Origin of the sequence: Treponema sp. B152, assembly GCF_024181665.1 — a bacterium.
Lineage (GTDB): Bacteria > Spirochaetota > Spirochaetia > Treponematales > Treponemataceae > Treponema_B > Treponema_B denticola.
In genome coordinates this window covers 1175598-1188503 of record NZ_CP058668.1, presented here as the reverse complement: position 1 = coordinate 1188503, position 12906 = coordinate 1175598, and the positions used below count along the sequence as shown (strand labels likewise).

Below are 12906 nucleotides of genomic sequence, written 5' to 3'. Positions count from 1 at the left end.
CCGCAAAAGAGACGGTGCCAAAGCATATTTAGGTTCTGACGGCTTAATTATCCATAATATCCTTCTGCGGAAGATAAGAGGTCAATGTTTTATGATAAAAATGGAGAAACGTTTAAAAGAGATTTTCAATAAAGAAGATATTCAAGTTTTTAGAATAAGTAAAGAAATAAATGATTACTTACAATTAGGAAAATACTCTAAAAAACTTATTGCGCTCGGAGGTTTTAATTATTTACTAAATAAATGGGAGGAGATTGTTAATACACTTCCGTATGATAAATCTTTTCATTACCAACATGATGATTATCTGCATCATTTAAATATTCGATGTGCTATTTTTGATGTAGAACAAAATTGTAAAATCACAAAAAAAATAAAAGAATTTATAAGAAAAACGGATAAAATATTTATCAAAAAGACAGTTGAAGTCCCTTATGTTTGGATAAATAGAAATAGTACTGAAGATCCCGAAGATCCACATGTATACTGGTTTTACTACCGAGTACCTCCTGAAAGAATTCCGAATTGGTATTCTGAGGGTAGTACCGAAATGAAAGTATATCGTGAATGGCTGGGGAGTTATAATGAAAACTCTTGAGAATGTAAATGATTTTATTGCTAAAAGTAGATACTCAATTTTAGTCAAAAAATTCGGCTTTCCCTATGTTTTAAACAAATGGAAAAAAGCCAGTGAAGATATGACATTTAGAAAAGAATACTTAATTTATGAGTATTTAAATAATTTATGCACGCGAAATGTATTAGAAGAAATATTGGCATATTGCGATAATCTTTTTAAGAAAAAAACAGTAGTTGTAAAAGAATCTGTGTGAGTACCCTAGACTTTTTTATGATTTTAATCTATAATCAATAAAATTATGAATTTTAAGGCTGGGTTTATGACTTGTAATCAAAGAAAACCTGATTGGTTAAAAATAAAACTTCCTACCGGAGAGCTTTCACAGGAAGTATCGAATACAATAAAAATACATAAATTAAATACTATATGTACCAGCGGCAAATGTCCCAATCAGGGAGAATGTTGGAGGTGCGGAACTGCAACATTTATGATTTGCGGAAATATCTGTACGCGTGCATGTAAATTCTGTAATGTGCCTACCGGTTGCCCATTGCCCCTAAATCCTAATGAGCCGATGGAAATAGCCCAATCGGTTGAAGCTTTAAAATTAAAACATGTAGTTTTAACCTCGGTAGATAGGGACGATATAAAAGATTTCGGAGCTTCCCACTGGGTAAAGGTTATAAAAGCCGTAAAACAAAAAACACCGAATGTTACAATGGAAGTTTTAATTCCGGATTTTCAAGGCCATGAAGATTTGGTATCGATGATTATCGAAGCAAAACCGGAGGTAATTTCTCATAATCTTGAAACGGTACGCAGGCTTTCTCCCCATGTCAGGAGCAGGGCTACGTATGACACCTCTCTCAAAGTTTTAAAACAAATTGCAGACTCCGGCTTGGTATGCAAATCCGGTATTATGTTGGGACTGGGTGAAACAAGGGCTGAAATTTTAGAAACGATGGACGATTTACGCAAAATAAACTGCAAAGTTATGACCATAGGCCAATACCTCAGGCCCTCTATAAAAAACATTGAGGTTAAAGAATATGTAAGGCCTGAAGTCTTTGAAGAATATAAACAAATAGGCTTGGAAAAAGGCTTTTCTTTTGTGGAAAGCGGTCCCCTTGTTCGTTCCAGTTATCATGCCGAAAAGCATGTGTTGAGCTAAATATGACATACTTTTTTGAAACATACGGCTGTCAGATGAATCAGGCTGAATCCTCATCAATGGAACAGGTTTTGCTTGAGAAGGGCTGGACGAATTCCTCCGATGCCGAACACTGCGATTTACTTATAATAAATACTTGTTCAGTACGCATAACAGCCGAAAACAGAGTTCTAGGAAGGCTTGGGCATTTTTCAGGCTTGAAAAAAAAGCGTAAATTTTTTGTGCTTTTAATAGGTTGCATGGCTGAAAGGCTTTATACCGAAATACAAAAAGAATTCCCGCTCATCGATTATGTTGTCGGAATGTTTGAACGCAATCTTCTTCCTCAAATTTTTGATGAAATTAAAGCCCGCCTTAAAAATGATAATTATATGGCGGAGTTTACTCATAACAATATCGAAGAAAAACCCGTATCGGGTTATTATTTCGCACCTCTTTCTCATTCGCCGAAGTCCTTTCAAAGCTATGTGCCCATTATGAACGGCTGCAATAATTTTTGTACTTATTGTATTGTGCCCTATGTTCGGGGAAGGGAAGTTTCGCGTCCCGTAAATGAAATATTGCAGGAAATTACCGAGCTTTCATCAAGGGGGGTAAGGGAAATTACCTTGCTCGGCCAAAACGTAAATTCCTATAAAGGAGAAGACGGGGAGGGGAGGCTAATCGATTTTCCAAAACTTTTAACTCTTATAGCGAGAGAAGCGGATAAAATCGATATGATAAGATGGATACGCTTTATGTCGAGTCATCCTAAGGATATGTCCGATGCTTTAATCGACACAATCGCTGCAGAAAAAAGACTTTGCAAACTTGTTCATCTTCCGGTTCAGCACGGCTCCGATACAATTTTAAAAAGAATGAACAGGGTTTACACGATTGAACATTATAAGAACAGAATAAAACGCCTAAAAGAAACCATACCCGATATAGCCTTGAGTACCGATATTTTGATGGGCTTCCCCGGAGAAACCGAAGATGATGTAAAGGCTACATTGGATTTGATGCAGGAAATAGAATTCGATTCAGCCTTTATGTATCATTATAACCCGCGTGAAGGAACAAAGGCTTTTAATTATCCTGACAGGATTCCTGAAGAAGTAAAAATAGAAAGATTGGGCCGTGTAATCGACTTACAGCTAAAAATTACGGCAAAAAAAATGAAGGCTAAGCTCGGTAAAACGGTAGATATCTTGGTTGAATCCCATTCAAGGAATGAAAGGTCTGAACTTTTCGGGCACACCGAACAAGGAGAGATGACCGTAATTCAGGGCAATCCTCCCGAATCCTTAATCGGAAATTTTGCCCATGCAGAATTAAAAGAACTAAAAGGAAAAACATTTAGAGCAAATCTTAATTAGATAAAATCTTAACATGTATACATTCTTATACTGAATTATTAAATATTGTAGAAATAATAATACATCTTAATAAACAATATTTAATAAACAATATGCTGGTTCGACTAAAATAGAGAATAGATTTTATAATATTGGTAAGTTGTATAAGGTAAGTTGTATAAATGGATAAGTTGGCAATAGAGATAACAACTTGGATTTTATTGTGAGGAATAGGTAAAAATTCCTTTTAAAAACCAGCTCATAAAAACCCTTTATAAAACTTCCTATAATGTATGTTCTGTCTACTTATTCGGGGCTTTAATTGAAATTAGGATGATTTTAAAAGTTTTCATCTCCTCTTTTCTTTATCTTAAAATTTTGATATACTTTTTCATATTTATAAGCCCCTTTCATTAAAAGGAAAATTGGAATTTTATTATGAAGAAAAAGCTTTTATTTTTTTTGATTTTTATAAGTACAATCTTACTCTTATCATCCGCCCTTACTTCTTGCAGCAATAATAAAGAAAAAGAAATTGTTCATGAAAAAATAAAACCTAAAAGGATTATAAAAAATAATATCCTCATTGTTCTTGGAAAAGATTATTATGAGCGGAAAGATATTTTAAAATATCTTGAAGATGAATATGCTCTTGGGAGTTCCGATTCTCATGTTCAAGTTTTACCCTATTCCGATATGGTAAAAGCGGCTAAACAGCCCCGTCTTAGAATGATTAACGAAAAGATTGAAGAACAAAAAACCACGATACTTATTTCCATAGGTATACCTGAAGGCGGAGGCCGTTATCTTATTCAGGCGGCGGAGAATAATCCTGAACTTTCAATAATAAGCCTTTTGCCCATGGACGAAATTCTCCCACTAGAAGCTGCTTCGGATATTGTAGTTGATTTTCAAATTCCTAAAGAGATAATGAATGAGGAAAAGGATTTTTTGATAAGCGATAATGAGGTTATGCTCTTACTTGTAGCAGCTATTTTTGCCGGTGAGGATATAAATGCTCATAACAAAAACATAAAGATTTTTCCGATAGAGGAATTTCAACAGGCTTTTTTTACGGCACAAACAATTTTGGGCAAGACGCTTTTTACTAATCATCATTATACAATTAAACCGTATACTGATTCCGATACGGGACTTCAATCCCACAGATATATTTTAATTTATAAGGATTTTGATGAAAGTCAAGAAACGGATATTTTGGATGATAAAGAAAACTCAGGAGAAAACGAAACGGAGAATGACGGCATTATAAATCCGGATAAGCTTGAGGGAGGTGTTTAACCGGTGAACTCTTTGGAGTACTTTAATAAAGGGATTTTTGCATCTCCTGAAGCTCTTGAAAAACTAAAATCTGCCGAAAAAGCACGCCTTATTTTAATTTCGGATACACACGGTAATGTAGATACTATAATCGATATTTTGGGCCGCGAGGGAAAAAAATCCGATGCCGTTTTATTTTCAGGAGACGGCCTTGCAGATTTTTTAAATTATATAACGATTTCACAATATGAAAAAGAGCTGATGGAATGTATGCCTCCTGTAGCAGCCCTTGTTATGGGAAATTGCGATTCAAAAAAATATGTTCTAAATTTAGATGCAAGAAAAACGGGAGCGGATTTCGGCTTTAAAAAAAATCCCGAACAATATTTGGAATTTTTTGAATTTCTCTTTTTAGAGGCTTGCCGTAAAAAAATTCTTTTAACCCACGGGCATGAATTCTATGTAGATTTTGAATTAAACACTCTTTTAAATTTTGCACGGCAGCAAGACTGCTCTGTTGCTGTTTTCGGCCATACCCATGTACCATTGACTAAAGAAACAAACGGAATATTTTTGGTAAATCCAGGCTCTGCCTCAAGACCTAGAATGGGCTCAAATAAGAGTTATGGAATTTTAACTATGAGCAAAGATGCAAAACCGTCAATGGAATTTAAAAATTTATAAAGCAGATATTTTTTCTTCTTCCAATTGTTTTAAGATTTTTTCATCCAGTTTTATGGAAAGATTTTTTTCATGTGTAGGAAGAACGGTTCCTTTGGGTGCGTTTTTTGCTCTGCGTAAATGTTTTACCTGAGTGGTATATAGATCGGCTTGTCCGTTTTTTCTCGCCTTTGAATAAAAGACTGCGAGGTTTCCGGCCTTAATCAAAACAGGTAAAGGTATACTCTTCCCCGCCCTAGCCTTTATAAAAACATAGCCACCTGCATAATCCCTTGTATGAAGCCAAAGGTCTGCCCCCTTAACAAAATGACGCAAAAGCTCATCATTTTCGGCTGCCGTTCGGCCTACTAAAATAGCCCAGCCTTCCGAAAAGAATTTTAAGCCCGGAGCGGTTTTCGTATTTTTTGCTTTTTGCTGTACCGGAATTTTTTCTTTTTGAAGAATTTTTTGAATTAAATAAGGGTTTTCTTCCGTTTTAATTTTTTCTATTTTTTCTTTTAGTTTTTCTATTTCTTTTTCGGCCGATATAATATCTTCTTCCAAGGCCTCTAAACCAGAAACGGCTTTTTTATATTTTTCGTAATAGAGATTTGCATTTTCTTGGGGTGTTTTTAGGGGATCCAAAGTAATATTTATTTTTGCACCGTTTTTTGTGTAATCTTCAAGTTCTATAAATTTCATTCCCTTTTTTATCAGATGAAGGTTTGAAAAAAGCAAATCTCCTGCATTTTTTAAACTTTGAGCATTTAAAAATTCTTCCCTTTTAGCTTTAAGTTTTGATAGAGCTTTTTCGATTTTTAATATTTTAGTTCCGTAAAGGTTTTCGGCCTCATCCAGCAGGGCTTCTTTTGAAACCTTTGGAGCATTATTAATATACCATTCTTCGACAGCCTCATTAAAACTTTTTGTTTTGTCATACTCGCGAACACAATAATCTTGTTTTTTTATTTTTTGAGGTTCGGGATTCACCCAAGTTCCGCCTGATATTTCTCCCTTCTTGGGGCGACGGTAAAAAGCGTCGATTATAAGGTTATTTTCATCGGTTAAAACTATGTTTGCAGCCCCGCTCCACAGCCTTAAATATAAAAAAAAGTCCCCTGCTCCGCTTGCAATGTGAAGACGTATGATTCTGTCTTCGTTGAGTTGTTCCGCTTTTAGGATTTTCCCGCCCTTGATTCTGGATTTTAAAAGCTCCATAAAACGCATAGGCTTATCGAATTTAGGAATTTTTTTACGTGTAGCATGAAGCCGGCATGCTCCGGCATCAAGAGAAATAAAAAGAGTAAGAGGTTTATCTTTGTAAAGATAAAAGGCCAAGGCTGTATAAGAGGGCTGAATTATTTTTTGAATAAAAAAGCCCTCTAATTTTAGCTCTTCAAGAATTAGATCTATTTCTTTATTGTTTAAGGACATTAAAATCCGAATCCTTTTAAAAGATCTTTTACCTTGTTTTCTGCCTCTTTTTGAGCTTCTTTTATTTTCCCTGCGGCAATATCTTTTATGCGTTTTTCGGCTTCAGCCTTCTTCTTATCCAATATTTTTTCGTAATTTTTTACATCATCAAGAAGCTTTTTCGCCTTATTTGCTGCCGACATAAAGGTGTCGATTTCTTTTTTGTAAGTTTCTTTTTGTTCATTAAGCCATTTTTGTCCCTGCTTTAAAAGCTCTGCTTTTACTTTTTCAACCTGACGAGCGAATTCTTTTTTTAAGGCTGCCGCTATTTGATTATCCACATCCGTATCGACATCGAGGGTAAAACTTTCTCCCTTATTGATTGTAAGGGTTGTTTTTACGTTTATCTTTTTTATATCTGATAAAATATTTTGGTATATTTCAAAAACAAAGGCCGGTTCAAACTTTTGCACTGTAAGAAGGCTTTTCATGATTTCCATATTTGCATTGATAACTACATCCTTATCTTTAGAAACCTTTACACCGCCTCCGGTTTTTAAGATACCTGTAAGAGAAGGAACGGCATCTGCAGGTGAAGGAATATCCATATCCAAGCCTTCAAATGTAAAATCGGTATCGACAAGCTCATTGGTATAAGAGCGTAAATCGATTATACCCTCTGCTGTTTCTTTTAATTTTCCGTGGGCTGCATTTAAATTAATTGTAAGAGGAATACCGAGTTTATCGTAATCATTAGTTATAGCCTTAGCTCTTCCTCCGATTTCAAAGACATCCTTTTCGGGATGATGACCTGAAAGCGAAATATTCCGTATCAAGAAAGTCGGAACCGAGTCTTTTCCGAAGATAAAGGTTTTGCCGGGAAGGCGTTCCATAGCCTTCGATTTTTGAGCCAATGTAAGTTCCTTTTCTTGTTTAGGCTGTTTTTGAGAGCTTTGTAAAAGTTCCATTCCTTGAACAAAATAAGGATAATATGTACCAAGAGTATTTACTATAAAAGTGTTTATAAGATCGGCAACCAGTTTTTTTCCGGTATCGATATTGATAGATTTTATTTGCCCTGCAATTTTGTTTAGGCGGTTTAAGTCATTTTTAATTGACTCGCCTGCTTCCCGTGCCAGTCGGTCAACGTCCTTTATATCGTTTTGAACATCATTAAAAAGGCTGTTCGCCAAATCAAAATCATCCTGCCCTGTTTTAACTACTTTTTGAATAATTTCTATCAATTCTTGAAGCTGTTTTACATCATTAATATTATTTATATCTATGGCCATCAGTTTTTGAACAGACTCAACGGTATCTACAACCTGTTTTTCTACATCGTCCTTAGTCTTAATCCATTTTTGAGCCATAGGATCTACGGAATTTATTATCTTTTCGGTAATTTCAGGAGTTTTAAAAGCGGCCTTTTCTCGTTCAAGAATTTTTCTCGGATCTATTTGATCTTGAACGGCTTTTAAACCGCTGTCAACGGAGATTTGGGATTGTACTTTTTTAACTTCAGCATTGATAAGTTCCGTAATGGGATTAGGCTTCTTATTGGGGTCTACAGGTTTTTGTTTTTTGGGAGGCAAGGCTCCGGAAGTTGACCTTTCAGTATTCCATGTAAAACCTTCAATCGCCATATTTTCTGCAACAAATTTTCCGCGGCTTAATTCCAAAAGGTTAAAATAAAAATCTATATTTTGGATTTCAAATAAATTGCGCATGGGTTCTTTTTTATTTGCAACCTTATATCCTTGAATTCTAAACCTAGTGTTAAACAAGTCGAAGTCCACAAGGCTTACCTCGCATTTTGCACCGAAGGCTGCTTCAGAACCTCCGACTACAATTTTTTTTGCCAATACATTTCTAAAAATATATACAAAGAATAGAACGGCAAAAACGCAGGCCAAAGCACCCAGTACTGCCGGAAAATTTACCCTTCCCTTTTGCCTGCCTATTTCCAAAGCTATTTTGTTTATTCGTTTTAATTGAGTCTTATCGTTTATCTTTGTTTTATCGAATTCGAAATACTCTTTGTTTGTTTTTTCATCGGTACTTGAAACTATAAAACCTTGGATAAAATCTTTATCTGCCGGAATGAAAATCTTTTTATAGATTTTTCGATTAAGAGATCTTTTTGTATAACGCTTTTTAAAAAGTTTTTTTACCTTTTCAAGTTTTTTTGCCTCTTTAGCGGCCCTTTTGGCAGCTTTTATTTCATCTTTTTGCAATGATTCGTTATTTTTATTCGTCATATTAAAAATTGTCCTTTATATCAGATATTTTTGTTAAGTGGCGAAGAAGCGGTATCTTACCTAAAAGGCCGACACCCTTTACATTTACAGCAGGCTGCATATATTTTCTATATTTTGCTATTATAATTCTTGTTAAGATGTATACGGGAATATACAGTATAAGTCCCCAAATTATGCCCCCTAAGACCATTGTGTTCGAAAGCTTAAAAAGAGCTACAAAAGGAATGTTTTCTAAGGCGATAAAGATGGGACGTAAAAATAGCAGTTGAACAGCCCAAAAACCTATATTGTTTATTAGTACATCCATAAATGGAGTTACAAAGCCGAATAAAATAAAAGATATAAAAAAGGCTCCTTTATTTATGCGGATAAAAATAGATAAAAAAAACAAAAACGTAAATGTTAAATTATTTTTAGGTAATATTGCCAAAAAGAGGCCTAGGGCGACGGCATGAGCTATATCACCGGGATGAGCATTTGCATTAATAGCTCTAAAAAATGAAGTTACATATTTTATCATAGAAATACGGTTTTAAACCTCCTCCTTTTTATTTAGTCTATAGCATGGAAGCTTTTTTTTCAATAGCATCGGCATATACTTTTAAATATTTTTCCGCGGCTATATTCCATCCGAACTTTTTACTCATGGCCTTGGTTCTCATCTTTTTTATATGATCTTTTTTATTATACCATGCATAAGCTGCCCAGCCTACCGTATCGTAAATACTTTGAGGGCTTAAGTATTCAAGCACAAAACCCGTTCCATCGCCTGTTTCTTCATTATAGTTTTCTACCGTATCTGCGAGCCCTCCAGTCTTTCGGACTATCGGCAAGGTTCCGTAAAGGAGGGAATACATTTGGTTTAGACCGCATGGTTCATATCTTGAAGGCATCAAGAAAAAATCGCTTCCGGCTTCGATTAAATGACTTAATTCTTCATTATAGCCTATATAACATCTAAAATTAGGCAGCCTTTGTGAAAGAAAATTGAGCTCTTTTTCGCACCAAGATTCACCTGAGCCCAAAACAACCATTTGAAGTTTTATATCGGAACATATCTTAAAGGCTGAACCGTACATGGGTCCGAAAAGCTCTGAAATACCCTTTTGATCAACCAATCGGCTTATCATACCGAATACCGGAACGGAAATATCTATTTCGAGACCGAACCTTTCCTGTAAAACGGATTTATTTTTTTCCTTTTCCTCAAGGGTTTTAGAATTGTATCGGTAAGGAATATACTCGTCTTTTGAAGGATTCCAAATTGAGGTGTCTACCCCATTTAAAATTCCTGTCAGTTCTTTTTCCCTGTACCGCAAAATACCATCCATCCTAAAGCCGAATTCGGGGCGTTTAATTTCTTCCGCATAAGAAGGAGAAACGGTTGTAAGCATATCGGAAGAAACAAGGGCCGCTTTTAAAAAGTTTATTCTATCCCAGTCTTCAAAGCCTGTAGTATAAAAGTCGTTCCAATCAAGGCCTGTGTCGGGAAAGGTATGCTTTGAATAAACACCTTGGTAACCCATATTATGAATGGTAAAAACACTTGCCGTATTTTTAAATTCCGTATTTTTTTCTGTAAAGCGTAAAAGTACGGGTACCAAGCCCGCAGCCCAATCATGGGCATGTACAACGTCGGGAATCCATGCCTGTTTTCTGCAAACTTGAAAAGCTGCATGGGCTAAAAGTGAAAATCTTTTCGTATTATCGGAAAAATCAGGTTCAAAAGCTGAACCGTAAACGCCATCTCTGCCAAAGGCTTGTTCATGGTCTATAAAATAAACCTTTACCTTTGAAGAAGGCAGATTTGACTCATAAACTCCTACCCAGTGTTCATAAGGCCCAAGATGAACGGCCATAGCCCCCGGAATTTGCTTTAAGTTTTTTCGATCGATTTTATAATAACGAGGCATTACAACCCTTACATCATGTCCTTTTTCTGCAAGAGCTATTGATAAAGCTGTAACGGCATCAGCCAAACCTCCTACTTTTGCAAAAGGAACAAGCTCGCTTGTAACCATCATTATTTTCATAAGCCTCCCCTATAAAAACTTTTGCAGCAAATATTAATTTGCGAAAAAGTTTTTTCAAGTAGTTTTGCAAAGCAAAACTACATACAATAAACGATGTTTTGTGTAAAGCACAAAACTCGCAGATAAACAGTAAGGCAGAATTCCTGCCGAGCTGTTTATCCTGCATCCATTATAATAATGATACCATAGTTTTATTGATTTTAAAAGACTATAACTAAAAAGTCGTAACTTTATAAGGTAAAATTTTGTTGTTTTAGTATACTTACAAAGGAGTTTTTTGGCTTTTGTAAGTGCTTAATTTTTTTGGAGGCTTTTATGAAAAATTCTAGTATTAAGGTCATAAAACTTATCGGTGTTTTATGTATCTGTTTTGTTTTATTTGGAGCATGCAGTCCTCAAGCAAGCGAAAAGCGTTTTGTAAGCGTTACAGGACGATCTTCTATTTCGAAATCTCCTGATCAGGTTTCAATTTCGTTTTCGGTTTTTTCTAAGGATAGGGACTTATCTGCGGCAAAAAAGAAAAATGATGCGGCAATTTTAAAATTAAAAGAGCTTTTTGAAAAATATAAAATCGAACAAAAAAATATAAGTATTGAACGCGTAAATATTAACCCTAGATCCAGATATAGGGACAACGGTGATGAATATTTTGACGGATATGAGGTGGTACAGAACATAGCCGTTCTTCTTACAAAGATTGAAGATTACGAAGTCTTTTTAACCGACCTTTTAAATACGGGGGTCGATAGAATCTACAATGTAGGCTTTTCGGTTGCCGATATGAGAAAACTAATGGATGAGGCAAGGGCTGAGGCCGTAAAAGCAGCTGAAGAAAAAGCTCTCCTTCTTTGTAAGGCAGCCACCAACAGCGGAAAACCCCTTTCTTTAGGAAAAATAATCAGCATAAGCGAGGAACCTACAGGTATATTCCAACGAAACTATTATAATTATGCTGCCCAAAATATGAAAGAAGCCGCCGATTATGAGGCAGCAGGCGGAAATTTTTCTCCCATGGGACAGATTGAAGTTTCTGCAGAAATAAGCATTGTCTTTGAATTGGAATAGTTAGGGGGAAGCTCTGTTGGAGCACAGCTATAAAATATCATCCCATGTCGGATGTATATATTTTTCTTCCGTGCTCATAACAAAGCTTCCCGTTTTGATCGGTATTTTTAGTTTATCGCTTCAAAAACATATCGTTCTTCGTTTGTATCAAAGCTATAATTATAAGATTTTAAGCCTTCTACGGTAATTTCCTGTTTACTCGGACCATAGGTAGTAGTAACACTCCTATAAATAATACCGGGCCTCGTTTTAGTAAACGAAGATTCGACGATATGGGTTCCCGGTGTAACATAAAATCCGTTTGAAAGTTTTTCTGTAAAAAATAGCGGGCGCTCTCCGTCAACACTGTTGACGGATATTTGCCGGGCAGCACTTGCCAGATAACCGGTTACCGAACTTGTTTTACCGATATATACTTTTACGGCATTGGGATGTTCATTCAGCCAGTTTGTAACCCGTTTCTTTTCATTCTTTGTTTTAAATATTGCAAAGGCAAAATAAGCAATTAAACCTATCGGGATAATGATAAAATAATATATATTTGAAAAACTTGCATTACTCATGATTGTGTCCATATGTTTGCTCCTTTATGGTTTTCAGCTTAGCGTTTTATCAGCTGTTGTGTTTTTCCGTTGTATTTTCGGTATCGAGCTTGGCTACAGAATCTCCGGTAATACCTAAGTTTTCCAAAAGCTCATTAAAATGAGAAATACCGATAAGTTCGCAATCAACCAGTACTTCCTCTTCTCCCGGTCTCGTAAGATACAGTGAACATTCCGTATCGCTTCCGGCAGAAGATCGTCCGTATGTCGAGGTAACGATTTTAGCCCTGACAGCTGTTGTCGCAATATCATATATGTCCGTTTTTTTACCTTTTTTTATGGTCAGCGTTTTATCATCAACCTCTATCGTAATGATATTATTGATAATTACAAGCCAAACATACCCTGCCAAAATGGCAATAAAAACAAGCGCTCTTACTATATTGCTTGGTATAAAAAAACCGACAATAAAGCTTACAATTACGGCAAGAGCTAATCCCATAGCAGCATTTACAAGGACTCTGTAAATCCTTGTCTTATAGGTGTGTTTCATATAAACTCCTAAA

At 35.6% G+C, this 12906-nt stretch carries 13 protein-coding genes; 7 read left to right on the top strand and 6 right to left on the bottom strand.

Annotated elements, in window-relative coordinates; all coding sequences use genetic code 11:
- Positions 1–91 precede the first annotated feature (91 nt).
- From HYB91_RS05520 to HYB91_RS05495, 6 genes are all read left to right on the top strand, one after another.
- Complete coding sequence (locus tag HYB91_RS05520) at positions 92–598, top strand: hypothetical protein (protein WP_002678259.1); 507 nt, start codon at positions 92–94, stop codon at positions 596–598.
- The gene (locus HYB91_RS05515) at positions 585–833 is read left to right on the top strand and encodes a hypothetical protein (protein WP_253719656.1); all 249 of its coding nucleotides are present in this window, start codon (positions 585–587) and stop codon (positions 831–833) included. The genes HYB91_RS05520 and HYB91_RS05515 overlap by 14 nt, the downstream gene beginning before the upstream one ends.
- Positions 834–899: 66 nt before the next feature.
- Positions 900–1751, top strand: a complete 852-nt coding sequence (lipA, locus tag HYB91_RS05510; RefSeq protein WP_010690679.1) for a lipoyl synthase — start codon at positions 900–902, stop codon at positions 1749–1751.
- 2 nt (positions 1752–1753) lie between these two features.
- Positions 1754–3109 carry a tRNA (N6-isopentenyl adenosine(37)-C2)-methylthiotransferase MiaB gene (gene miaB / locus HYB91_RS05505; RefSeq protein WP_253719655.1) on the top strand — a complete coding sequence of 452 codons (1356 nt, stop codon included), beginning with the start codon at positions 1754–1756 and terminating at the stop codon, positions 3107–3109.
- A 417-nt stretch (positions 3110–3526) separates the two neighbouring features.
- Positions 3527–4390 carry a hypothetical protein gene (locus HYB91_RS05500; protein WP_253719654.1) on the top strand — a complete coding sequence of 288 codons (864 nt, stop codon included), beginning with the start codon at positions 3527–3529 and terminating at the stop codon, positions 4388–4390.
- A gap of 3 nt (positions 4391–4393) precedes the next feature.
- Positions 4394–5053, top strand: a complete 660-nt coding sequence (locus HYB91_RS05495; protein ID WP_253719653.1) for a metallophosphoesterase — start codon at positions 4394–4396, stop codon at positions 5051–5053.
- Here HYB91_RS05495 and HYB91_RS05490 read toward each other — a convergent pair.
- From HYB91_RS05490 to glgA, 4 genes are read right to left on the bottom strand one after another with little or no spacing between them, the layout of a single operon-like run.
- The gene (locus tag HYB91_RS05490) at positions 5048–6463 is read right to left on the bottom strand and encodes an NFACT RNA binding domain-containing protein (protein WP_253719652.1); all 1416 of its coding nucleotides are present in this window, start codon (positions 6461–6463) and stop codon (positions 5048–5050) included. The genes HYB91_RS05495 and HYB91_RS05490 overlap by 6 nt on opposite strands.
- A complete protein-coding gene (locus tag HYB91_RS05485; RefSeq protein ID WP_253719651.1) occupies positions 6463–8700 on the bottom strand; it encodes a TIGR03545 family protein in 2238 nt (745 codons plus the stop codon). Before HYB91_RS05485 ends, HYB91_RS05490 begins: the two co-directional genes overlap by 1 nt.
- Before the next feature lies 1 nt (position 8701).
- Positions 8702–9220, bottom strand: a complete 519-nt coding sequence (locus tag HYB91_RS05480; protein ID WP_002669123.1) for a DUF2062 domain-containing protein — start codon at positions 9218–9220, stop codon at positions 8702–8704.
- 37 nt (positions 9221–9257) lie between these two features.
- The gene (gene glgA, locus HYB91_RS05475) at positions 9258–10733 is read right to left on the bottom strand and encodes a glycogen synthase GlgA (protein ID WP_253719650.1); all 1476 of its coding nucleotides are present in this window, start codon (positions 10731–10733) and stop codon (positions 9258–9260) included.
- 315 nt (positions 10734–11048) lie between these two features.
- Between glgA and HYB91_RS05470 the strand changes: the two genes are divergently transcribed.
- On the top strand, positions 11049–11798 hold the full coding sequence (locus tag HYB91_RS05470) for an SIMPL domain-containing protein (protein ID WP_253719649.1): 750 nt from the start codon (positions 11049–11051) through the stop codon (positions 11796–11798).
- Between the two features lie 107 nt (positions 11799–11905).
- On the opposite strand, the gene HYB91_RS05465 is transcribed toward HYB91_RS05470, so the two are convergent.
- Together HYB91_RS05465 and HYB91_RS05460 are read right to left on the bottom strand one after the other, a co-directional pair.
- Positions 11906–12373 (bottom strand): hypothetical protein, encoded by a 468-nt coding sequence (locus HYB91_RS05465; protein ID WP_002669127.1) that lies wholly within the window; start codon positions 12371–12373, stop codon positions 11906–11908.
- 37 nt (positions 12374–12410) lie between these two features.
- Positions 12411–12893: a hypothetical protein gene (locus HYB91_RS05460; protein WP_002679263.1), complete on the bottom strand. Its 483-nt coding sequence runs from the start codon at positions 12891–12893 to the stop codon at positions 12411–12413.
- Positions 12894–12906 lie beyond the last annotated feature (13 nt).